The sequence below is a fragment of the Empedobacter sp. UBA7248 genome (assembly GCF_002472945.1).
In the GTDB taxonomy this organism is placed as follows: Bacteria; Bacteroidota; Bacteroidia; order Flavobacteriales; family Weeksellaceae; genus Empedobacter; species Empedobacter falsenii_C.
In genome coordinates this window covers 1-25,506 of record NZ_DKSU01000005.1, presented here as the reverse complement: position 1 = coordinate 25,506, position 25,506 = coordinate 1, and the positions used below count along the sequence as shown (strand labels likewise).

Below are 25,506 nucleotides of genomic sequence, written 5' to 3'. Positions count from 1 at the left end.
CTCAGACACTCCAACTTTTTTATTCCAATAATTTAGAGTTGAATTGCATTTCGATTCTAAATCGTCGGATTTTTAACTCTTTTTTTAATATTCAAATTCATTTTTAACAACGAATTCCAAAACCGTCATTGCTGAAAAGTCGAGCGTCAATTCGGCGTAAAGAGCGTTAAAAATGATTTACTGTTCGCATTTTACATGCGAATGATTTAAAGCATTTAGCGAATAGTCGTTATTGACCGACTTGTAAGCACAGACTTGACGTTTTTGGTTCGTTTTTGCGTCAAGGTAAAAATGAACATATGTACCTAAGCTCCACTAACTCCTTTCAAGAAGGAAATTATCTCCTTGATTTTGTATATTTATCGTCTAAGTCTTCGATACAACGTTTTGCAAACGTCACTCTGACTGACGAATCTATTACCCTGAGCGAAACCGAAGGGTAATTCAGCTTGACAATTGGATTTCTAATACTTAATACTTTTTACAAACTACATTCTACAACCCCTCAATACTAATATCTCAATACTCATATCTAACATCTAATCCTCTATCTCATCTTTAGTCTTAAACTAAAAAAAACATACTACTTTTTACATTTTACATAATACAACTCTAAAACATCTAACATCTACTATTTACTTTCTACCCTCGCCAATCCTCTTCATCATCAACCAATTTCGTTCATGGATAACCATAAATCAACATCTTCAAATCATTGATCATAATTTCGAACTGTTGCTGAACCAAGTCAAATAAAGTTTAATTTAAAATCTATTAAAATGGGAAAAATTACAGATTCTCTTTTGTCGGGTACTCGAGGACGTACAGGACGAATTGTTGTTTCAAATATCGAAGGGCATGAAATATCTCGTATGCGTCCACGAAAATCAAACCGTATACCAACACCAAAACAACAAATTATAAAAGACAGATTCAATTTTGCTGTACAATTTATACAAGGGTACAAAACATTGGCTAAAACCTATTACGGAAAAAGATCTGGTTTAAAATCGCCTTATAATCAAGCCATGGCAAATTTATTACAATCCATGCCTTGTAATATGGATACTTTAACCTTTTCTATTGAATATGATGCTATTCAATTTACAAAGGGTAGTTTACTAGAACCTCAACCTGTAAATGTTACAGCAGACGATCCATTATCGGCTACAATAACATGGACTAATAATGCAACAGAACTTTTAGATCAAAATGACACCTTAGTCATTCTGTATGCAGAAGATGGTAGTACAAAAGCACAATCAATTGTTGTTCAGACAACTGTAAAACGATCCGAAGAATCCTATGTACTACAATTTCTTCCAAAGTTTCAAGGTACAGATATCCATATTTGGATGAGCTTTCTATCTACAATAAAACAAGAAGCTTCACCTTCTATTTATTTAGGTCAAATAACTGTACTTTAATCAATTACTCCCCCTTTTTTTAGGGGGAATTTTGTTTATGTTATAATTTATTGTATATTAGAAAATTACATCTTTACTACAACCATTTTCAATTTTAATTTTAAGCGTATGAAAATTGAAGTATATGAAGAATATATCAAGTACCTAAACTTTTTTATTCATCGATATGGGGATGTAATCAAGAAAATTGAACCGCAAGTCGAAGCAAAACAAGATATTCTAAACAAACAATATATGCAAATGATAGAATATGCATTTGGTTTTATTCAAAAGATCAATTTGTTTGCGATACAAGATTATCAATCACAGCTTTTGTTTATTCCGCAATTAATATTTTACTTCAATGATGTGTGCGAATGCCCCCGCCCTCCAACCTTATCCATAGATTTTAATGTTGACATAGAAGCAGTTTGCGAACTATTAAAAAACAACACGCAAATCAACTATAATCAAAACCAATATTTTCCTTCACTTATCGATATTTCTGCATTATCCGTCGGCTACCACCATCTAGCTGGTTTTGTTCACCGCCACAAACAAGATCAATTTGCTTATTACTGTGTTTCGATACAAGTCAAAAGCCAAGAATTAAAAGGTAATTGGAAAAAGTTTTATCATATTCCCATTCACAAACTCAAGTTAATTTACAAAGAATGCCTGCAAAAAAAACAAACACTTCAAGCTTTTGCAGCAGATACGGAATTTACTTACTATGAAATTCAAAAAGGATTCAACTACTATTTCAACTGCTCTTTTTCGGAATACGAAAAAAAAATAAAAATGTTGAAAGCCTTAGAACTGATTATGTTTACCAATACGCCTCTAAAATACATTGCTATAAATAGTGGTTTCTCCACTTACAATACATTAAAACGTGTATTTGCTAAACATCAAATCCCTTTAAAAGAAATTCCTCGATTAATTGTCTAAAAAAATAAAACGCTTTATCAATAAAACTGTCATTTCGAGTGAAATTCTAAAAGAGGTTTGTATCGAGAAAAAGATTTTCAAATAATCTGGTTAAAATAAGATTACCTTATATAGAACAATTCTAAAACTCCTCAAAAATGAGATCTAATTTAAAAAAAACAAGATGCATTAACAAAAAATCGTCTGTTTTATCTTAAAATAGGTATTGACTTGCTAAACAACTTCTCTCAACTTTGTATAACGTTAACTGTAAAACACAGAAACATGAGAAAAGTAACTCCTATTATACAAACACTCATCTGCTACCTATTTATCATATTGTTTATTTATACAGCTGTGAGTAAACTAATAGATTTTGAGAATTTTCAAATTCAATTAGCACAATCACCATTACTAAGTGTATATGCAGAATTTATAGTTTATACTATAATAATTAGTATAGGAATTGTTATTGCACTATTGCTTCTAGTCAGCAAACGAACCTTACAACAATAACGAGATGACAGTTTGATTCCTTTTATCAAACTTGAAGGAAAAATTCTTCTTTTTTAAAGAAAATAAACCCTAAAAATAATAAGTCAAAAGGTCGAATTTATAAAAATGACGTTCACAAAAGTGTGTTTTTTATAAAAAATATAAAAAAATTAAAAAAACAGACACCATAAAACACTATTATTTAGTAAGTTATTTTACAAAAAAGACGAATTTATAAATTCTACCTTCCATTTATGTTTTTACACCTCTTGTTTGCATTGAATCTCTTTTACAAAGTCTAATTTTATAAGAATCAATATTTTATCGCCAATAAATTATTGAAAATGAGTTGAATTATTAAGATATAAATACAAAAAATGAAAAAAATAACTCCTATTATACAAACACTCATCTGCTACCTATTTATTGTTTTGTTTGTCTATGCTGCAGTCAGTAAGCTTATCGATTTTGAGACTTTTCAAACGCAATTGGGACAATCACCTATTCTTACAGCTTATGCAACATGGATTGGTTATGCCGTAATAAGTGTAGAGCTCATTATTACGCTATTATTATGCTTTCGTTCTACACGACAAATTGCGTTACATGCCTCTTTCATTATAATGATCGCATTTACTGCCTACATTTACATTATCTTACATTACAGCGATTTTATTCCATGTTCTTGTGGAGGGATTCTCGAAAAATTATCGTGGGAACAACACATAGTTTTTAATCTTGTTTTTGTTTTACTCGCATATATTGCCATTATTATTCAAACCTCTTATTCGAAGTTAAAAATTAGTATACTATTATTCACTGAGATCTTTATAGGCATTGGATTACTCTATTTTCTTCATATTTCTTCTGAAAAAACAATGAGGATCAACAATCCTTTTATTCGAAAATTTCAACCACATGCAATTGATCATCCAACCAACATAACATTACCTTCTAATGGTTTTTATTTTACTGGTAATCAAGGAGATACTATTTTCTTAGGTGTAACAACCGCTCCTCTATTATTAGGAACAATTTTTCCTGAAAACGATATATTACAAATAGACACTATACAATTAGACCAAATGGATTTACCTTTTCAAAATGCACGTATACAAGTTAATTATCCAGATTACAGCTTAGTTGACGGCTATGTTCCTGCAATTTTTGAAGGTAAACTTCCTTCTAAAAAAGCATACAGACAATTCGAAAATCAAGCCTATTTTTCAAGAATAGTCAAAACAAGTTCCTCCAATTATATTTTTAGAGGTCAAAGTACACAAACAGGAGAAAATATTCTGGGATTACAAAATACGACTACACATCATATTTCATTTAATACTAAAATACTCGAAAAACAAATGGATGGAGTCTTTGATACCGATGGTACTTTTGCTTATGATCCTATTATAAAAAATGTTATTTATACCTATTTCTATCGCAATGAATACCGTATAATAGACTCTATGCTTCAAGATAAAGGCAGAGGAAACACAATTGATACTATTTCGACAGCTCAATTATCAACTATCCATCTCAAAGATGGTACAACCAAACTAGATGCTCCTCCTCTCAAACTAAATAATAGACAAATCGCCTATGGAGGTTTTCTCTTCAACGATTCTAATAGTCAAGCTAAACTAGACCCTCGTGACATTCGAAAAAACAACCGAATTATTGATGTTTACGATTATCGAGCTAATCGTTACCACTATAGTTTTACAGTACCCGAAGAAGGAAAAGAAAAAATAAGAGAAATGTGGTTGACTTCGAAATACTTCTATGTGTTACAAGATAATTTACTAATAAAATATAAACGTATGCATACACCCTTTATTGACGAATAGAGGCAGGATTGCCGAAACCTGTTAACGTAGGCACCACATTAAAATTATACAAAATGAAAACAAATTTCAAACAAATCATTTTACCAGCTGTCATCATCATGATGGGGACTGGTGCAGCTTTTGCTACAAATCAAGTAAAGCAAAAAGAAAATAAACGCGCTCCTAAAATGGGATACATTTACAACACAACATTAAATACATGTGTTCCCATTAGAGAATGTTCTGATATTCCAAATGATATCTGTACAATAGATGATAATGAAGATAGTCAACAAGTTTTTGGTCTAAAAAACACTGGCGATCTGAATACATGTAATGTTACGTTATATAAACCTTAAAAAAATAGCTCCCAATTGGGAGCTATCTTTTTTCTTAAATTTTAAAAATAAGAGAAGAAATCAAAAAATGAGCTAATCAAATAAATTAGCTTCGATCTTAATACTTATGACATTGTACAATTCTAAAATCTTAATCTCCTCCCTCTACTCTTCCAACATTGGTTGTATCCAATCAGCAGCGGAATTTCCTTTTAGAAAGTATTCCATCCATTGCCATATTTTATAATTCAAATCCAAACGATTCACTTTTTTCGATATACTATGTCCCTCATCAAGATAATTAAGGTAGACAGCTTTTTTACGGACTCGTGTCAAACCATAAAAATAAGAACGTACTTGTTCTGGTAATACATTGTTATCTAAATCACCACCCCAAAGTAAAATTGGTTTTTGCACCTTCTTGACATGGTAAATAGGAGAAGCTTCCAAATAGCCTTGCCAATTATCAAATAAACTACTATTCATACGTGTTTGTTGGCGCTCTTCCCTCGCGTAATCAGAATAAGAACTTCTATCAAATTTATACTGTGTCAAATATTTTCTAGGAATATCAATTACAGGAACCCCTATCGTCGCTGTTGCAAATAGATTAGTTGTCCCCATAAACAAGGCTGCTTCATACCCTCCAAAAGATTGTCCAATAAGCCCGATATGTTTGCTATCTATTTGCGGAATAGATTTTATATTACTCATTAAGTTTTCAATACTTTTAATTGCTGTTCTTTGTGAATCATTTACTTTATATGCCAAATCGGGTATCAAAACGAAATAACCATTGTGAACATAGTGCATAAAATTAAAACCTATTCCATCCATTAAATGAGGTATATCGTCCTGTCTAAAATCGTAAGAAAGTTTTTCATATACCCTAACTACCATTGGGTAAACTTTAGTAGAATCGTAATCTATGGGATAAAATAAATAAGCATTTAATTCTTGCTCATCAACTGTGTAATGAAGCAATTTCTTTTTTAGTAAAGGACGACTCCCAGTTTTCATGCCTTTGCTTGCATACTTTAAATAGGATTTATTTCCTTTTACTTCATAAATTTTTAAAGGCTCATTGTAGCCTGATGTAGTATACACCACTCTTTTATTTTCTTCAAAATCTTTGATTGTAAAATCAGATTGCGCAATAATTTTCAATTTATTTCCTGTGATGACTCCCAAACGAGTGGTATAATCTTTCATTGAAATTCCTCTTACCAAAAGTGGCTTTTTCAAATCTATAGGACGATGAAAAATACCCCCCCATAATGATTCCCCTAAAATCCAAAGAGGTTGTGCTTTCAGCTCATAATTTATATGATCAGTAGCTCCATTGGTTAACAACTGTACTTTGTTTTTAAAGATATCCCAACTGTACAAATCATATTCAGATTTCACTATAAAAATACCTTTTTGAAAAGTAGGTGTAATTCTATCCTTCGGTAAATCTGCTAAATCATTGTATTTTCCGTCACTTAATTGTACATTAGATTCAAATGGAGCTTCTTTAATTTCGTGTGTAGACAAGTTTTCACTTTTCCATCTTCCTTCTTCAAAATAGAGAATATAATCTGTATTTATATCATAATAATAATTATAATCTTGTATGAACTGATTTGCAATCGATTCTTGTAGTCTTCCATAGACTTTCACCAATCGCATCGGTAATCTAACATTCGTTAACGTATCAACAACATTTAATGCGTTATCGTACAACATAAAATCACCACCTTTAGTTAAAAATTTTTGCGTTTGATAGGGTTTATTTTTATCTGGTTCCCATGTCCATTTTTTTTCTTGCACATCATAAATACCTAATTGCAAAAATGAGAAAGCTTTAGGATTATATTGATTGGTATAACTTATTTCTGCTAATTCATTTTTATTATTTTCTAAAACAAGCTTAAATAAAATATAACGATTATCTCTTATCTCAAGATTTGTAACATAATCTTCCGTAAATAGAAATTGAATTGGAGGAATAATAATTGATTCATTAATTTTTTGAGAATCTTTTTCTTGTTGAAATAATCGCAATTTGTCATTTTCCTTCTTCAACCCTATCCATTCAGAATTACTTTCATGCAACCAATCTATAGCAGGAAAATTGATTAATTGACTCATTCTATTCTGCTTTAGGTCTAAAACATTCCACACAGCATCAATTCTAAAATATATTTTCTGGGATGTAAAATCGATTCTATTACTCTTCAAATGTTTTAAGTGGTGATTGACCAAACCATTTGCATTAATGATAATCATTTCTGTCTGATCATTCGGTTTTAATATAACCATATGATTAGATGGAAAATGAATAAAATTTACGATGTCTTCAAATTTCTTTTTCTTTTGCGTATACAAATTTTCAAACACCACCTCTTGGTTAGGCAATTGATACACTAAAACTGAATCAGATGTAAATGTAAATAAAGATGCTTCTGGTAATACTCTAGTTGTACTATGTTTTAGTGAAATTAATTCATACATCGGTTTATCTTCTACATATACATGTCGTACTACTACCCAATCCAAATTCGGACTTTGAGTATGCAACGAAGTCCTATGATATGCTTTGTAAGAATCACTAAACTCTTTGATGGTTTGAGCTATAACAGGGCTTAATTGACCAAGCAATACAAAGAAAAGAAGTAAAATTTGCAAAATTATTCTAGTAACCATCATTCTGTGGTTTTAAATTTGGATTCAATAAAAGTTCGCTTTCAGGGAGTGGTAATAATACAAAAGTTGATTTCCAATTAGGTTTTAAACCAATCATTTTAGCATCCAATAGATTCATTCTTTTCAAATCAAAAAAGCGTGCACCATATTCAGTAAATAATTCATGTTGACGCTCTTCTAATACACGCTCCAACAATTGTTCTTTCGATCCCATTGGAACAGCTGTCAAACCAGCACGTGTTACAATTTGATTCAAATACCCTACTCCATTTGCCAGTTCTCCTTTTTGAATATAAGCTTCTGCACGATTAAGAATCGTTTCTTCGTTGCGTAAAATAATCGAATATTCATTCTGACCATTTGCTGTCGAATATTGTTTGTATTTATACGAATAGGAATATTTTTTTCCTGTAAAATCAGCTATTGTACCTATCCAGTTTTGAAAACGAAGATCTCCTGTACGAAATGTATTGACAAAAGATGGTTGCAAAGCCACAATATAAGGTGGTGCAAAAAACATAATATAAATACTTGCCTCGTATGTGGTTGCTGTCGCTGATGCTGGAGCATATTGCCAAATAGTAGAGAAATTATCTTTTAAATAGGCTTTACTAATATCTTCTCTCAATTGAAATGATTCATTTTGAGCTAAATTAGCAGTAACCTTAATCACATCATCCCATCTTTTTTGAAGCAAATACAATCGTGATAAGACTAACTGAGTTGCTTCTTTTGATGGTATAAATCGATTACCTACTGTTGTATTAACGGCTAATAATTGCTGAGCTAGTAATACATCTTCTTCTATTTTTTGATAAATTTCTGCAATCGTATTCTTAGAAACATGTTGTGTTACGTTATAGTCACTTGTAGCAATATAAGGGATTTCACCATAGCTTTGAACCAAATACAAATGCAACAATCCACGAATAAACAAGGCTTCTCCTTTCAGTTGATTCTTCGTAGATAACTCGATCGAATTCGAATTTTCGACTCCTTCAATAATCCGATTGGCTTGGTAAATCTGATTATAAGTTGTTTGCCATAAATTTTTGACAGCGCTTGAAGTTGGATTTAAATTTAACTGATAAAATTGGTCTAATGTAGAGTTAGCTGTTTGATAAGAAACCAATTCGTCAGTATAACACCCTAAATAAACTCCGCCTCCAAATAATCCACCAGATAAAAATCCGCCTTCTCTTAAAGACTGATAAAGCCCTGCTAAAGCTGACTTAGCCAATTTACCATCTTTAAATACTGTCTCTTGTGTAATTTGATCTTGTGGCAAATCGAGATCTATAAATTTTTCGCAACTCGAATACGATAATACGAATATTAGGATAATAATTTTTTTCATTGTTAATATGTTAATTTAAACCCAAATGACCATGTACGTAAAGCTGGTGTATAACCTGAAAGATTAAATTCAGGATCTAACCCTTTGTAATTGGTTGAAGTCCATAAATTTTGTCCTTGAAAAAAAACCACTCCTTGAAAACGTTTAAAGGTTTTTCGAGGGAGTTGATAACTAAATTGTATATTTTTAAGACGGATGTAGTAAGAATCCATCACACTAGCATCACTCAATCTGAAATTAGCATTAGCAGTATTCAATACGCTACTAGCACCACTGCTTGGTTTTTGGTAGCGAGCATCGGTATTTGTAGGTGTCCAATAATCTAAAAATTCAGTACTATAATTTCCTATAGTTCCCAAATTACCTATTCTAGCAATTAAATTCTCACGGGTTTGAGATGAAACTTGCATCAAAATATCCAACTGAAAATTCTTGTAATGGAAAGTATTTTGAAATCCACCATACCATTTCACACCTAATTCTTTAACAACTGTACGGTCGTTTGCATCTAATTTCCCATCATTGTTCACATCTTCAAATTGATAAACACCTGTAACGGGATCAACTCCTAAATAGTGGTACATCTTTTTTAAGACCATCGATTGACCAATTACTAAAGTAGAAGCATAAGTAGAAGCTTCTAAATTTGGAAAAGAGATTAACTTATTTTGAGGAACACTAAAATTAAAAGACGATTCCCATTGGAAATTACTATGTTTTATCGGCTTAGCACTCAACGTCAATTCAACTCCTTGATTCTGAACAACTGCATCCAAATTTGCTTGTACAGAAGTAAAACCTGTTGTACCAGGTAATGGAATACCGACTAGTTGATTGCCTGAACGGTTGCGATAATAAGCTGAAGTAAATTGAATTCGATCCTGTAAAAATCCCAATTCCATCGCTACTTCAAATTTACGTGTGGTTTCCCAACCATAATTGGCATTAAACAATCTACTTGGCGTTATTCCTTGCGTTCCATTATAAACAACTGTTGTAGTGGTATAAGTATCATAAAATTGATAATTGCCTATATGATCACTACCTGCTGTACCATAACTAGTTCTAATTTTCCCAAATGACAACCAATTAGAGTCTTCTAAAAATTTTTCATTCGAGAAAATCCATGCCGCACCTACAGCACCAAAGTTGGCAAAACGATTATTTGGTCCAAAACGACTCGAACCATCGCGACGTCCAGTTAAATTGATGTAATAACGATTAGCGAATTGATAATTGAAACGTCCATAAATAGCTGTATAACGATAAGTAGTTGAAGCATCACGTGTTATTTGAACAGTTGTCGCCGCGCCCATATTCTCAATGAATTCGTCTGAAGTAAAATTAGACCCATTTTGCATTAAATAATCAGCAGATGTATGTTGAAAAGTTGTCCCCACCAACGCTTCAATTTTATGTCTTTCCCATTTCTTTTGATAATTCAATTGAGGCTCAACCATCCAATTCAATTGTTGAATAGATGTGGTAGATAAAGCAGAGCGTTCGCTTCCGTAATTGTAAATAGGATTATATAAAGTTTTAGGATAAATCATTCGCTCATTAGCATCATTAGACGTATAACCAGCATTAAACTGAAAGGCTAGCTCCTTTATAATTTTGTAATTTATATTTAGTTGACTAAGAAAATCGGTTTGATTGGTTTTGTAATTCTGTGTAGCAGCAGCCATGGGATTTACAAACGTATTATTCGCCCAATTAATTGTGCCATTCCCTACATATAACTCAGGTGCATTCGGTGCTAATGATTGATAGATCCGCATAAAATCTGTCGGAGGTAAAAAATTGTTTTGCAATGTATAAAAGGTACTCAATTGAAGTTTTAATCGTTTGTCTATACTTTCGTGAGAAAGATTCAACCCTATTTTCGTTTTCTTATACCGATAATCACCAGGGAAAATAGTGGTTTCTTCTTGATGACCACCACTTATCATAAATTGTGTTTGTGCACTCCCTCCTGATAAACGAACTTCATTTGATGTTCGGGCTGATCGACCACCTACAAAATAGCGTTGCCAATCGGTATTCTTTGTAGGATCCCACGCTCCATTAATATCGTATGCGTTTGCTGGATAAGTTGTAAGACCATCATTAGCGAAAGCATTTTTACGCATTTCGAGATACTCAGAAGTCGACATCATCTTTGGAAGATTAGCCACCTCACCAATAGTATAAGATGTCGCATATTGAAGTGTCGTTTTAGCATTTTTTCCTTTTTTAGTGGTAATCAAAATCACCCCATTTGCACCACGTGATCCATAAATAGCTGTTGCATCCGCATCTTTTAAAACTTCAATACTTTCAATATCAGATGGACTTAAAAAATTTAATGGATTTACATCTTGATAAGGGAAAATAGCTCCTGATAAACCCGAAACAAATTCATCTGCAGCTGTTACAATAACCCCATCCACTACATACAAAGGAGTGTTAGCTTCATATCCACTTTTTAAGGCAAAGCTCCTCAAACTATTTCGTCCTCTAATTTGGATATCAAACCCACCACCTGCAACCCCCGAATTTTGTACAATACTCACACCAGCCATCCGTCCTTGTATGGCAGAAAGCACATTATTCACGGGTTGATTCTCGATTTCTTTTGCAGTAACACGTGCAATAGATCCTGTTCGTTCTTTGTCCTTTACAGCATAATATCCTGCATTAATCACAACATCTTTTAGTTGAATTCCTTCGTCCTCTTTCGTTAAACGTACATTGATCACGCTTCTATTCAATACCTGTTCTTCTCGGATAGGGAAATCCAATTGCTCAAAAATTAGCTTTGCATTATCCTGTTGTAAGGTCAACGAATACTGTCCATTTACATCGGTAAAAGTGGAATTATCGGTTCCTTCCTCTTTTACCATTACGCCCACTAGCGGGACTTGAAGTTCTTTTACCGTTCCAGTCACGGTTTTTCCTGTTTGTGCCAACAAAGGTGTTGCACAAAACAACCCGAGTAATACAGCAAATGACTGCCTACTGAGTTTGAAGTAAAATTTTTTCATAATTTTACATAGTTTTTTAATTCAACATTAGTTTTAAAAGCCACTCCTTTTCCAGTACATCGCGCCAACTTTGTTTTTGGGAAAGGGGTTTTTTGTTATACGCTTAACGCTTTACGTTTTTTTATCAATTCTATCTTTAACCACAATAGAAACATAGGTTTTATTAAGTATTACGGACTTTGTCATTCTGAGCTTGTCGAAGAATCTCTTCTTTTTCATTTTTTGAGCGCAAAAAACGAAACAAAAAACACTTGGCCGTAAACCTCTCTACTAAAAATGTTTTCACTCCTCTAAAGGTTTTACAAACCCTGCGGGCTAAAACCTTTTTAACGCTCTATTTAACTATTTTCTTAACGTGAGAGTTTTAATGCCATTTTCTTCATCCTTTTTCAATATTCAAATCCTTTTTTAACAATGAATTTATAAACCGTCATTGCTGAAGAGTCGAGCGTCAATTCGGCGTAAAGAGCGTTAAAAATGATTTACTGTTCGCATTTCACATGCGAATGATTTAAAGCATTTAGCGAATAGCCGTTATTGACCGACTTATAAGCACGGACTTGATTTTTTTTGATTCGTTTTTTTTATCAAGAAAAAAAATGAATAATCTTAATCATGCCCCTCAACTTTTAGACACTCGCCTCCAAATCATATGACATTTTCTTAATCCTTTTTCAATATTCAAATTCATTGTCATATAAATTCTCAAATCCCGCACCTCGAATTTCGCGTCTCGAATCTTGAATCTAAATTCTCACATCTAATCTGTACCTACTACTTAATGCATAATACAATCCTATCACTACTCAAAACTCATTACTTACAACTTAAAACAGGTAGCAGGCCTCAATAAATTTGGAAAATGGCAATAAAGGGTTTACTTTTAATGTGCGAAAAAAAAGTATAACAGTTACTGTCAAAGTCTCATTACCGAGGCTCTGATAGAGAGCGTGTAAAGAAAGGATAGCCCTTTGCTTTACGATCCGTTAAATGTTATAAAAACGGAGTATTGTTCTTTAAAAGAATTGAAAAAACGATCAGACTTGGTCTGGGTTTTTTTTACGGATGAATGGAATTTGTTTCGTTCTCATTTTGTAATGGGTTTTATGGAACGATGTTTCTCGGGTATGAAGAAATACTTGCGAAAAAAGCAAGGCGGCTTCACACTTTAGACTCAAGGGCGACCAAACCCTACTTAAATAAATTTAAGCTTCTACCTAAAGCATATGTGAGAACCGCCCATGCCATATGCGAAAGTACAAAACTTTTCAGACATGGAGCGATTTCACGATACTCTCGATAGAAAATTGGTCGTTTTGAGTCGAGATTACATCGTTTAATTATGACTATTAAAAGTCTAATTATCAATTCGCTTATACAAATATAATAATAATTTTTAACTATTCGCTATAGCGAACACTTTTTTTTAAACAAAATGGAAAAAAACGATTATAAAAGTAACCTCAGTAAAAAATTATGCGAATATATCACGATTCGCTTTTTATCCAATTTTAATAATATAAGCAATAATAATAGCCAAAATAAATACGCAAAAGCTGTCGGAGTAACATCTTCAACAATTAGTAAAATATCTAAAGGAGATGGGTACAATATTCCATTATCTACTATAGCTTTAATTTTAAAGTATGAAAAAATTAGCTTGTCAGATTTTTTTGAAGACTTTAATAAATTTTATAATAATTAATTTAAATAAATAAAAAGGCTTCATCTGAAGCTTTTTTTATTCAACTATATATATACAACAATGGTTATAAATTAGATTAATTTATATATTTGTTATTTATATAAAATGTAGATATAGCTGGTTTTTTACGAAACACATGCTATACTAGTTTTGTGAAGAATAATGTTAGCAACAATATTAACAACACTAACAACAAAAAATGTCAGAAGAAACAAATAATAATGAAGAACTTGAAAACGTTGAGCTTTTAAATGAAGATACGGATTCAGAATATTCAAATGATGACTTATTCAATATAACTTCTTGGGGAGCGGATTTGTCATTTAGAGAATTAATAAACATGTATGACGATGATGAATTACTAAAACCAGAGTTGCAAAGAAAGTATGTTTGGGAAAAACCTGAAGCAAGTAGATTTATTGAATCAATACTTTTAGGGCTACCTATACCTTCTATCTTTTTAGCCAATACTTCTGATAACAATAAATTGATAATCGATGGTTATCAAAGAATTATGACTGTTTATGACTTTGTAAAAAAAGGAGTTTTTTCAAAAGACAATAAAGTATTTAAACTTACAAATAATAAAAAAATAAACCACCGTTGGAGAGGTAAATCATTCAATGAATTAACCGAATTAGACCAAAAAAAAATAAGACAAACTACAATACATGCAATAATATTTGAGCAAAAACATCCAAAAGAAAATGATTCAAGTTTGTTTCAAATTTTTGAAAGAATAAATACAAGTGGAAAAATCCTTAAATCACAGGAAATCAGAAACTGTGTTTATCAAGGTAATCTTAATAAACTTTTATTCAAATTAAATTCTAATGAAATATGGAGAACTCTTTATGGTAATACTGAAGAAGATTCTCGAATGACGGATTTAGAATTCATTTTAAGATTTTTTGCGTTAGCTCAAGATGAAATAAAAAACAAAAATGAAGGCCAAATTTCGTTAAAGTTATTCTTGAACGATTTCATGGGTAATAAAGATAATAATAGAAAAGCTAAAATAGAAATGTTAGAAAGTGATTTCATTAATACAATAACACAAATTAATGATTTTATTGGAATTAATGCTTTCAAGAATATTAATGTTGAAAACTCATATTTAAATAGATTTCATCCAACAATTTTTGATTCAGTTTCTATAGCTACAAACTATGCTATTAAAAGAGAAATTGACATTTCAAGTATCCAAAATCTTGCACAAAAACACATTGATTTATTAAACAATCCAGAATTTAAAGAATATTCATCAAATAGAACAACAAATCTTGAAAATATCAATGGCAGAATAAATTTGGCTTGTCAAATACTATTTGGTATTAATTATGAATAATCAATCAGCACTTACATTTATCGAAGAATGCGAATTTGATTTAGAAAGAATTGAACTCATTATCCAAGCACTTGGAAGTACTAACAATGCCGTTCCTTATTTAACAAAATACTCAATAATAAAAGTTTGTGGCACATTAGAACAGTGCTTCAAAACTATCATTTCAGATTTTTGCACACACAATCAAAGTACACAAGCAGTAAAATTTATTGATATTTCATTTCGAGAAAGCTCAATAAATCCTAATATTCAAAATATACATAAATCTTTATCAAAATTTGACGAAGATTGGAATAAAGAATTCAAAAAACAATTAAAAGCAAATGTTAATAAATTGAGGATTCAAGACTCTATTAAATCACTTAACAATGCAAGAAATCAATTCGCTCATGGAGGAAATCCAACAGTAACGTTTAATGATATAAAAAATTATTACGTTGATGCTAAAATAATAATAGAAATGTTAGATGGTATTATAGTTTAAAAAATACTGTTGCTAATAACTAAGCTTTCGTCTTGCCCGAAGGGGATGAGATGTATTGAAATCACTGAACACCAATATAAATAAAAAGTAGTGAAGTAAAGCCTGTTGTACGGAACGAGGTATAATACAAAACAGGTAATAATTTCACAACGGAATAATCCTTATTGTTAATTCCTTTCAATACAAATATATTGATAAAATATTTATATATGATTACGTGAAACCGTAATGTATTGATAAGTGGTTGTTGTATGTTTGAGGTAATTTATGAAATGTAGATATAGTGGGTTTTTCACGAAACTCAACTATATTTAATTCGTAAAAAATGATGTTATACGACATTTTAAACAGACCGTATATGAATCGAGAATTATGGAAACCTAAAACATTTGATAAAGTTGAAAAATATCCTTGTCCAAAATGTTTTAATGGTACATTAAAAGGTAAACAAAAAATAAGTGAATTAACCGAAGGAGGAAAAGAAATGCTATCATACGGTTACCCTTATGGAATAGACAATGTTTTTTGTGGAATTCTAAAATGTTCGAATTCGAACTGCAATGAATTAATTTCGGTAAATGGACATTTATTATCTGATATTCGAACTGGATATCAAAATGAAAATGGTGAATATGTAGAAATTGAATTAAAGCAATATCAACCAAAGTTCTTCTATCCAAATTTGCGAATGTTTAAAATCTCTAAAGAAATTCCTAAAAATATTATTCACTTAATTGATCAAGCTTTTTCACTTTACTTTATTGATAACAATGCTTGTGCTAATAAAATACGAACCGCAATTGAACAAATTTTAGATGATTTGAACGCACCAAGAAAAAAATTAACTGTAAAAAGAAAGTACAGTGAATTTACTAACTTGCATAGTAGAATTGAGCATTTTTCAAAGAAAAAACCGAAAATTTGTAAATTAATGATGGCTTTAAAAATAATTGGAAATCAAGGAAGCCATACAAATGAAACCGATGATGAAAGTATTTTAGATGCTTTTGAAATCCTAGAATTATTGATTGAAATAACTTATATAAAAAATCATCTGAGAATTGAAAGTCTTGCTGATTCAATAATAAAAAAATAAAAACTACAGCCAACATCGGTAACTGTTGCGCAACTCCAACTTTAGATACAAAAACACAAAATAGTATAAATAATAACTTCTTTAAAAGCAATTTTAGGGAGGTTTTTTGTATTTACGTGAAACCGTAATTTTATGTAAAATGGTTGTTGTATATTTGAGTATAATTTAACGAAATGCAGATATAGCTGATTTTTTTTACGAAACTAAAGCTATAGTAGTTTCGTAAAAAAACAATGTTAGCTGTAATATTACCCAAAAACACTTATGAATCTACAATCGCTAAATATTGAAGTCAATTCAGTAATAAATGACATTAAAAATCAAGGTATTTTTAAAAAAGAAAATGACTTTATTGATTATAAAAAAGAATTAAATAACTTTGGATTATCTGATGAAACTGAAATCTTTTTTAGAAATTTCGCAAAAGATATAATTTCATTTACAAACAATAAAGGTGGTATAATTTTGATTGGATTTACTGAAGATAAAAATACAGGAATCATAAATGATACAGGGTTGAATCAGTCTGATTTAGATGTATTAACAAAATTAGACCTAAACAAAGTACATCAAAAATTAGATTCGATAACAAAATGTAACTTTGGAATCGATTTACAGCAATTCCAAATTAGTTCTAGAAAATTTTATTTCTTACTTATAGAAAAGAACAATGACGTCACCATCCCATTAAAGGATTTCCCTGATTATAAATTAAATAAAGGGGAAATAATTCATAGGATTTCTGGTAAAAACGAAACTGCAAACGAAAATTCTCAAAAAATAAATAGATTCTTACAAATTAAAGCCAATGAAAAAAGTAAAGAGTTTATGGAAATTTGGTCAAAATTACTTCCAGAAATATTCGATATAAATCCAAAAGAAATTTTAATGATTAACCCAAAAACAAATATGATTTATGGATATAATCAAAAAGACAAAAATTTATCAGGAAGTGAGATTGATGTTGATAAATCAGAAGCAGGTGCGTTCAATATTATATTAAATGCCATTTCAGCTGGAGATATTGGAAAAATCTCTAATGACGAAGGAAAACCACTTTATAAAATCGTTGGTGAATTAAAATCAAAAGTAGCTAGAGAGTTTATTTACTATTCCTCTTTAATGGAAAAAGTAAAAAACAAATCTAAATTTAATTTTACAACTAATCAATTAAAGTTCGTTTTTAAAGAATTAGGATGGATAAATGATTCAAATTTACCAATCGAAAATCCGAATTCAGAAATTTTAAATTCAAAATTCGATGATTTTATTTGGATAGAAACATTAGATAGAATGAATAAGGTTGTATTTTCGGAACAAGCAGTAGAGCCTATCGCTGAGATTATTAATGATAAAACTAAACATCAGAAAGTATTTAGTAAAATGCTACAACCCAAAAAGAACAAAAAATAATACTACAGCTAACATCGCATTGGCAAAATGGCTGGTTTTGTGCTAAATAGAACATTTCGATTTTTTTATCCGCCGAGTGTGTTCACATTCAGCCTTTTTTCTTTAAGTTAGCTTTTGCGAAACACATCGGCTACGTTTTGGATTGATTGAACTTTCCGTTCAATTTATCCGCCACTTCGCCAATGCGTTTCTCGTTAGCAGCAACTTTAAAAGATACCAAAAAAATCAAAAGTGGAAACAATAGTAAGGACATATCTAATTGAAGCAGCAAGACAGAAAGATAAATTCGTTTATTACAGCGATGTAGTAAAAGATTGTAAATTAGACATTGACACAAGCACTGATTATGGCAGACGACAATTAAGTGAAATATTAGGAGAAGTTTCTGCTTTTGAAAATAACCAACAACCGCCAAGACCTTTACTCAGTTCATTAGCAATCTACAAAGACAAGAATAAAAATGACCACGGAGACGGATTTTATAGAATTGCTGAACAATTAGGAAAAGGCAGTTTTAAAAAACTGAAAGATGAATTATTTGCTTTTAGTGAAGCAGAAAAATGCAGAAAATTTTGGCAACAAATTTACAACTATCAAAAGTTTGCGTCATCAGGAAACCTAACCACCCCGAAGAATGAAATAGATTTTTTTAAGAAAGAAGAATTAAATTTTTTCAAAGAGTGGCAATACAAGGTTTACAATCCTAACGTTGACGAGCATATAAAAGCAAAGAACTACCTAATGGATACCGTTTGGGAAAAGAGTATTTATTTGGGACGAGAAATTGTAAAACAACTTCAAGGTTTTGAATTGGATGGAAAAAAATACTGGAGTCAAAGAGGTTGGGCTGAGAATGAAAAAGGAAAAAATGTTCAAACAGCAATTATAAAACCTTATACTTGGGTAAAAGTGTTTCGTAATACAGATAGAGGAAAAGATATTTTTTTTACTTTTGGCATAGATGCTTACCCTAAAACCCAAGCGTTCATCTACAAAATAGACTGTCAAGACAAACGGGATTCCAAACTTTCTCAAAATCAAATTGACCTTTGTAAATCACTTATTCCTGCAAGTGCAAAATGGAATGAAATTGGATTTGACGATTTAATCACTGAAAATTGGGATTCTCTAATTGAAACTTGTCTTAGTTTCGTTCAAGAATACATTCAACAATATGACGCGATTATAGAAGCTGTTTGGGGGGCAGCAATTCCACCAGCTCTATTCAAAAACAAACTCATTAAAAAAGAAAAACCCAAAAACGGTTACGAATCAATTCTTGAAACTAAAAAAGACTTTAAAGGTGTTGATATAGATTTTCAAGGAAAAGCAAAAGAACAAAAAGATTTAGGGAACAAAGGTGAAACATTAGTAAAACAACGAGAAATAGAATTTCTAAAAGAAATGAATTTACATAGCAAAGCCGCATTGGTTGAAATTGCGCAAGATGGAAAAGGTTATGACGTTTATTCGTTTGACGAATTAGGAAATGAAAAATTCATTGAGGTTAAAACTACTACAAGTAATGAATATTCACCTTTCTATCTTAGCGAAAACGAAGTTGATTTTATGCGATTGAATAAAAATCAATACTGCATCTATCGTGTATACAATTTTGACGAAGAAAATAATTTTGCTGAGTTTTATGAATTAATTGGTGACATTGAAAGCCAGTTACTAATGAAACCTACACAGTATAAAGTTATAATAAAAAAAGAAAATTGATGAAAAAGCAACCACTAACAAGAGTAAACGTTGCACAACTCCATTAGATACAAAAAACACAAAATAGTATAAATATCAACCTCTTTAAATGTGATTTTAGAGAGGTTTTTTATTTTTACGCGAAACCGTAATTTATTTTTAAATGGTTGTTGTATGTATTGAATTATTTTAACCAGAGTAATCTAACCAATTATGATTGGAAAACATTCCGAAATCTAAATTAATGTAGATAATGTAAAAAATGTACGTTTTTAAAAAACCTCATCAGATTATTTTGATGAGGTTTTTATCTTGTTTATCTATATATCAATATTTTTTTTTTGCTAGCCCTATAAAATGAATGTTTTTATAATAAATATAAATGAACTTATATAAAATAAGTTAAAGATTGATTTTATGGAAATCAAGTATTTTAACCTATTTCTAATTCTACCATGATTTTAATGTGAAACTCCGAATATAGCTCAATGAGAAGTATAATAAATCCTATATATAAATATTCTTGATATACTCCAATTAATTCAATCATTTTTAACATTTGGTGCAAAAATATTTCAATATTCTATAACAACATACTTAAAAAGAAAAATAATTTCGTCTTATTTAAAATAACCTCATATAAGCAATGAGGTTTTTGTTATAATTTTATTATTTCTTTAAAAAATCTAAATATTCATTCATTTTATCTTCTGAAATATAAAGGTTATCATTAAAAGGAATTGTTACTTCTTTATCATCTAAATAGATTATTTTAAAACTCTTAATATTTATATACTCAACAGAATTTGTATTCCATATTTTATCAAATTCAATTTCAATTGTATTATAAGGTTCTAATAATTCAGTTAATAATTTTGTAGCATTCAATTTATCTTTCGAAAAATATACTTTTTGTTTGCCTTTATTAGTTCCATAAAAAGTTACATATATTTTCTTTATTGGTTTATCGCTAAAATTTAAAACTTTAAACTTTGCTCCAGTACCATAATATTCAGATTCTATTGCATTATAATCTAAAACTGCAATACCTTTTTCTCTTGAAAAATTTACTCTATCTTCAATTTTAACTAATTGTGGCAAATAACTTTGATAAGAATGGTCTAATAATAATTTATCAAGTGCCTTTCTCTGATTGTCATCAAGATTTTCTATATAATTTTTAGCCTCTATGTAACTAACTTTCTGTTGTCCTTTAGTGTAAAATTGAAAATCTGCTTTATATTCAATAAAGTAAGGGTTTCCTTTAGCAGAAATTTTAATAAATCTTTTTAACTTACCACTATAATCTCTACATTCCTTAAAATTCATAATAGTATATACACCATTATCAATATAATCTGATTTTCCTGAACCATAACAATATGAGGCTATTTCACTATGTACATAATTATCTGTTGTTTTTAATGGTAAGAAAAAATACTTAATTGAATCCAATGAAATATTTATATTTTCTTCCTTATTTTCAGAAATTGTATCTATTATAACTTCAGAAATATTATTTTTATTTGCATATTTTTTTGCTTGTTCTTTTCTAAATTGCTTATTTCCTGAATCTTCAATTAAATACTTTTTATGATTTTCATCTAAATCTTTAATATTAGATATTGAAATTAAAATAGGTAGTTTATTTATATATCCTTCAAAATATGAATACTTTGTATTGAAACCATATAAATACAATTTAGTATCCTCTTTTACTTTACGAGAATACATTAATCTTTCTAAATCTATTTCTCTTTCATAATATTCAGAACCATCTTTTAATAAAGCTTCTATTATAGTACTATCATTAACTATAATATTACTTTGTCCTTTTACAAAACTTGAAAAAAATAAAATTAAAATTGCAAATAAATACATTATACTATTTTGACTTTTTAGTATTATCATAAGAATCTTTTATTGAATTTCTACGACTAAAAATAAACGTTTCAAGTTCATTCTCTAAACTATCTTTTGCGTTAAAAAAAGTTATATATGTTATATCATTACCAACCTCATCAAGTAATTGAAATGATAATGGTTTTTTAGTTACTCTTCCATAAACTTCTTTCATGTCTTGACTAACTTTTTTAGCTATTGTAAATTTTTTAAAAGCTTCCATATACGCTGAACTATCAGAAACTCCAATTATTGTATCTGGTTCAGAAGTTTCGATATAACTTCTTCCATTAAAAAAACTTTCCTCTTCATTAGTTTGAGTGTAGTAATATTGGAACTCTTTTTCCTTTTTATCACAAGAAATAACTATGAACAAAAGAGCCAAAACATAAAGATATTTCATAGCATTTTATTTAAAAGTTTTAACAAAGAATCCATTAACTAATTTTTGAACTGAAGCTCTCGACCCATTGTAACCAGAAAAAGCAGTTGGACTTGCAGTATAATTTTTTGATTCTTTATAAACTTTTCCACTAAGAGTTTTTAAAATAACTTTAGTAGTTCTATCTCCCATAATTCTTTTCCTAAGTGAAAATTCAATAATGAAATCAGCCTCTTCTTTATTATTAATAATATTCCAATAACCCCAATTATTTAAAGCATCAACAAGATAATTTTCAGCATCCAAATTAGCCTCATCAACTCTTTCTATATAAACATTATTATTTTGTTTAAATATTAAATCAATATTATTATTTTCTTTATCCAAATATTCTTCTTGCTTATCTTGTATTGATTTATTAAAAAACTCAATTTCTCCATTTGAAAAAGTAATATTATTTACGTCATTTGTATCAATTTTATATATAGGGCTATCAACTACATTATTTTTTTTATATTTAATTTCAGTTTTACTGATTTCTAATACTTTTACATCAATTTGTTCTCCATCAACTTTTTTAAGTAAATCTTGACAAAAAGCTACTGAACTGATTGAAAGTGTTATTAAGAATAATAGATTCTTATTCATAATGTTAGATTTTTATTAACATACAAACATATTAATCTGCAACTAATTAAAAATACGTGAAACCGTAATTTATTGTTAAATGGTTGTTGTATGTTTAAGAAGTATTGTACAAAATGTAGATGTGTTCTCTAAAACTTTAGTATCTTTAATTTTAGAGAAAAGAGAGAATATATAGCATTAATTATGAAAGGTAAATAATGAATGAACTAGCTAATAATATATATGAAATTATTAAAGATTACAGAAATCACAATGGTATTTATATAACACCTGATTATATTATAGAATGGGCAAATCAATTTGGAGGTGATGCTTTGCTTGTATTAACAGAATTAAATAAAATTTTGCCTGAAACATATATATCAAGAGATAAGGCTAAACAAAATATATTGAGTCATTTAGAATCTTATTTAAAATTATATTCATACACTAATATAACTACTTTTCTAATAGAAACTCAGTTCATAGATTGTCAATTACCACATAAAAGTCAGCCAGCAATTTTAAATTTACTTGAAGAAGTTCTAATGGAGAACTATCAAGAATCCTATAAAAAATATATTGATTACCCTAAAAAAAATTATATATATTTTGATGATGTTTTAGCTTCTGGAAGTACCATTGGCAAGCATTGCGTAGAATTTTTAATCACAAAAGATGATAAAGAAATATCATTCGCGCAAAAACTAGAAAATAATGAAATAAATTTATCTATTAGTGTCTTTTGTATGCATATTTGGGGATTTGAATTTCAGAAATTTAGAATTTCAAAAACACCGACACTTTCAGAAAAAATTTCAAAAAAGATTAATTGGTTTTGGAATTATGAAGTTCAAAATCACGCCAAGTTTAATAATCAATCTTTAAATGTTGCTCGACCAATCAAATTAGCTAATAGTAAAATTAATGGGTATTTAGAAAATCTTGATGCTACTAAGTATGAAGATTATGCTTATCGAAAAATTAACACTCCAGTTAAAGAAGTATTTTTTACAACTCCTGAAAATAGAATTAATTTTGAAAATATATTAATAGAAAAAGGAATTGACATTATAAACATGATACAAGGAGATGTGAAGCCAAATATAAGACCTCTAGGTTTAATTAATCCAAATTATAAAATATTTGGATTAGGTACACATTTTTTTACGTGGAGAAACATTCCAAACAACTCACCATTAGTATATTGGTGGGAAGTTTCAGGTCACAACTGGAAACCATTATTTTCAGTTGCAAATAGAGGATAACTAATAATTATTCATTAATTTAGCAACATGGACACGAACTTCAGAAAATATGATTATAATGATATAATTACATTTGCCAAAACAGATGGTAAATTTGGTGGACTATCTAATATGTCTCCTGGTTTTACCTTGTTTATCAATGAAATTAATATTCAAAGTTCTGAAATATTATATCAAGCTTGTAAATTTTCTTTATTTCCTAACATTCAAGAGGAGATAATTAAAACACAAAACCCAATGGATGCAAAAAAAATTAGTCGTAAATACAATCAATATGTACGTCAAGATTGGGAAAAAATAAAATTTAAAGTTATGAGGTGGTGTTTAGAAATAAAACTAATACAGAACTTTAATAAATTCTCTAACTTATTGTTATCAACAAATGATAAGATTATTGTTGAATTTTCTAAAACGGATAATATTTGGGGGGCTATTCCGACAGATAATAAAAATGTTCTTGAAGGAAAAAATGCTTTAGGAAGATTATTAATGGAATTGAGATCAAAGATTCAATCAGATATTCTTGATGAAAATTCAATAATTTATCCATTACCTATATCAGGTTTTAATTTATATGATTATCCTATTGAGGAAATTAGAGGTATTGATTACTTTATAAATGATTTAGACGAAATATACGCATATTAAGAATATATATATAGGCTTCCTCTTTACGAATTAAAAAAAATATAAACCTCGCTTAAAAACTCTAGCGAGGTTTTTTTTACATTACTAACTAAAAATATAGTTAGATAATTTAAATGATTTTCTAAAAATCTGATTTATATGCTAATACTTCTGGGTTGTTTTTTATAAAAGATGTTACTGTTAATCTATGTACTCCTAATATGCGACCGATGGCACTGTATGAAACATTCTTTTCTAATAACTCTTTAATTTGTTTTTCTTGCCCTGTTAATTTAGTTTTAGACGATTTTCTGCCTTTAGGGCGTCCAAGTATCACTCCTTCTGCTTTTTTGCGTGCTAAAGCTTCTTTGGTACGTTGAGAAATTAAATTACGTTCTATTTCAGCAGAAAGACCAAAAGCAAAAGCTAATACTTTTGAATTAATGTCGCTACCTAATCTGTAATTATCTTTAATCGTCCATACTTGTATGTCTCTATTCATACATTCGTTTAGTACTCCCATTATCATTAGCAAGTTACGTCCTAAACGAGATAATTCGGAACATACTAAAATGTCGCCAGGTTTCATTTTTTTTAATAATTTACCTAATTTACGATCTTCGACTTGCTTGGCTCCTGATATTGTTTCTTCTATCCATTTGGTTACGAATAATTGTTGATTATCGCAGAACTGATTGATCTCGAATCGTTGATTTTCTACTGTTTGTTTGTCTGTACTTACTCTGATGTATCCGTAAATCATTCTTCATTAAAATTTTTGCAAAAATGAAGAGAAATTGTCTAAAAAAAATAAAGACTATTTTTTTATACAGAAATGAAGCTACTTTAATTATTCAATAAAAAACTGATTAAAATAATCGACC

General features: G+C 29.6%; 20 protein-coding genes. 13 read left to right on the top strand and 7 right to left on the bottom strand.

Features of this window, described 5'->3' with window-relative positions; translation table 11 throughout:
• Positions 1–779: 779 nt before the first annotated feature.
• From B4A23_RS02440 to B4A23_RS02425, 5 genes are all read left to right on the top strand, one after another.
• The gene (locus B4A23_RS02440; protein WP_286485791.1) at positions 780–1,427 is read left to right on the top strand and encodes a DUF6266 family protein; all 648 of its coding nucleotides are present in this window, start codon (positions 780–782) and stop codon (positions 1,425–1,427) included.
• A gap of 108 nt (positions 1,428–1,535) precedes the next feature.
• Complete coding sequence (locus B4A23_RS02435) at positions 1,536–2,357, top strand: AraC family transcriptional regulator (RefSeq protein ID WP_291116456.1); 822 nt, start codon at positions 1,536–1,538, stop codon at positions 2,355–2,357.
• A 264-nt stretch (positions 2,358–2,621) separates the two neighbouring features.
• Entirely contained in the window at positions 2,622–2,852 is a 231-nt protein-coding gene (locus B4A23_RS16515; RefSeq protein WP_349679936.1) for a MauE/DoxX family redox-associated membrane protein, read from the top strand.
• A gap of 356 nt (positions 2,853–3,208) precedes the next feature.
• Positions 3,209–4,678: a DoxX family protein gene (locus tag B4A23_RS02430; protein ID WP_349679935.1), complete on the top strand. Its 1,470-nt coding sequence runs from the start codon at positions 3,209–3,211 to the stop codon at positions 4,676–4,678.
• A 53-nt stretch (positions 4,679–4,731) separates the two neighbouring features.
• Positions 4,732–5,016, top strand: a complete 285-nt coding sequence (locus tag B4A23_RS02425; protein WP_291116450.1) for a DUF6520 family protein — start codon at positions 4,732–4,734, stop codon at positions 5,014–5,016.
• Positions 5,017–5,160: 144 nt separating this feature from the next.
• On the opposite strand, the gene B4A23_RS02420 is transcribed toward B4A23_RS02425, so the two are convergent.
• The 3 genes from B4A23_RS02420 to B4A23_RS02410 are packed head-to-tail and all read right to left on the bottom strand — an operon-like array spanning position 5,161 to position 12,066.
• Positions 5,161–7,686: an alpha/beta hydrolase family protein gene (locus B4A23_RS02420; RefSeq protein WP_291116447.1), complete on the bottom strand. Its 2,526-nt coding sequence runs from the start codon at positions 7,684–7,686 to the stop codon at positions 5,161–5,163.
• Positions 7,673–9,040, bottom strand: coding sequence for a RagB/SusD family nutrient uptake outer membrane protein (locus B4A23_RS02415; protein WP_291116442.1), 1,368 nt, complete (start codon positions 9,038–9,040; stop codon positions 7,673–7,675). Before B4A23_RS02415 ends, B4A23_RS02420 begins: the two co-directional genes overlap by 14 nt.
• 2 nt (positions 9,041–9,042) lie before the next feature.
• Positions 9,043–12,066 (bottom strand): SusC/RagA family TonB-linked outer membrane protein, encoded by a 3,024-nt coding sequence (locus tag B4A23_RS02410; RefSeq protein WP_291116439.1) that lies wholly within the window; start codon positions 12,064–12,066, stop codon positions 9,043–9,045.
• Between the two features lie 1,435 nt (positions 12,067–13,501).
• On the opposite strand from B4A23_RS02410, the gene B4A23_RS02405 reads away from it, so the two are divergent.
• The 6 genes from B4A23_RS02405 to B4A23_RS02380 all read left to right on the top strand — a co-directional run bounded on the left by B4A23_RS02405 (position 13,502) and on the right by B4A23_RS02380 (position 19,837).
• Entirely contained in the window at positions 13,502–13,771 is a 270-nt protein-coding gene (locus tag B4A23_RS02405) for a helix-turn-helix domain-containing protein (protein WP_291116436.1), read from the top strand.
• Between the two features lie 199 nt (positions 13,772–13,970).
• On the top strand, positions 13,971–15,119 hold the full coding sequence (locus B4A23_RS02400; RefSeq protein ID WP_291116434.1) for a DUF262 domain-containing protein: 1,149 nt from the start codon (positions 13,971–13,973) through the stop codon (positions 15,117–15,119).
• Entirely contained in the window at positions 15,112–15,603 is a 492-nt protein-coding gene (locus tag B4A23_RS02395; RefSeq protein ID WP_291116431.1) for a HEPN domain-containing protein, read from the top strand. Before B4A23_RS02400 ends, B4A23_RS02395 begins: the two co-directional genes overlap by 8 nt.
• 358 nt (positions 15,604–15,961) lie before the next feature.
• A complete protein-coding gene (locus tag B4A23_RS02390) occupies positions 15,962–16,699 on the top strand; it encodes a DUF4145 domain-containing protein (protein WP_291116428.1) in 738 nt (245 codons plus the stop codon).
• A 264-nt stretch (positions 16,700–16,963) separates the two neighbouring features.
• Positions 16,964–18,112 carry an ATP-binding protein gene (locus tag B4A23_RS02385; protein WP_291116425.1) on the top strand — a complete coding sequence of 383 codons (1,149 nt, stop codon included), beginning with the start codon at positions 16,964–16,966 and terminating at the stop codon, positions 18,110–18,112.
• A 231-nt stretch (positions 18,113–18,343) separates the two neighbouring features.
• On the top strand, positions 18,344–19,837 hold the full coding sequence (locus B4A23_RS02380; protein WP_291116422.1) for a DUF3883 domain-containing protein: 1,494 nt from the start codon (positions 18,344–18,346) through the stop codon (positions 19,835–19,837).
• 648 nt (positions 19,838–20,485) lie between these two features.
• Here B4A23_RS02380 and B4A23_RS02375 read toward each other — a convergent pair.
• From B4A23_RS02375 to B4A23_RS02365, 3 genes are read right to left on the bottom strand one after another with little or no spacing between them, the layout of a single operon-like run.
• Positions 20,486–21,727 carry a hypothetical protein gene (locus B4A23_RS02375; RefSeq protein WP_291116419.1) on the bottom strand — a complete coding sequence of 414 codons (1,242 nt, stop codon included), beginning with the start codon at positions 21,725–21,727 and terminating at the stop codon, positions 20,486–20,488.
• Positions 21,702–22,121 carry a hypothetical protein gene (locus tag B4A23_RS02370; protein ID WP_291116416.1) on the bottom strand — a complete coding sequence of 140 codons (420 nt, stop codon included), beginning with the start codon at positions 22,119–22,121 and terminating at the stop codon, positions 21,702–21,704. Before B4A23_RS02370 ends, B4A23_RS02375 begins: the two co-directional genes overlap by 26 nt.
• A gap of 6 nt (positions 22,122–22,127) precedes the next feature.
• Positions 22,128–22,748, bottom strand: a complete 621-nt coding sequence (locus tag B4A23_RS02365) for a hypothetical protein (RefSeq protein WP_291116412.1) — start codon at positions 22,746–22,748, stop codon at positions 22,128–22,130.
• Between the two features lie 197 nt (positions 22,749–22,945).
• Between B4A23_RS02365 and B4A23_RS02360 the strand changes: the two genes are divergently transcribed.
• A complete protein-coding gene (locus B4A23_RS02360; protein ID WP_291116409.1) occupies positions 22,946–23,995 on the top strand; it encodes a phosphoribosyltransferase-like protein in 1,050 nt (349 codons plus the stop codon).
• Between the two features lie 27 nt (positions 23,996–24,022).
• Positions 24,023–24,643 carry an NADAR family protein gene (locus tag B4A23_RS02355; protein WP_291116406.1) on the top strand — a complete coding sequence of 207 codons (621 nt, stop codon included), beginning with the start codon at positions 24,023–24,025 and terminating at the stop codon, positions 24,641–24,643.
• A 121-nt stretch (positions 24,644–24,764) separates the two neighbouring features.
• Here the strand turns inward: B4A23_RS02355 and B4A23_RS02350 are convergent, their stop codons facing one another.
• Complete coding sequence (locus tag B4A23_RS02350; protein ID WP_038330384.1) at positions 24,765–25,385, bottom strand: master DNA invertase Mpi family serine-type recombinase; 621 nt, start codon at positions 25,383–25,385, stop codon at positions 24,765–24,767.
• Between the last annotated feature and the right edge of the window lie 121 nt (positions 25,386–25,506).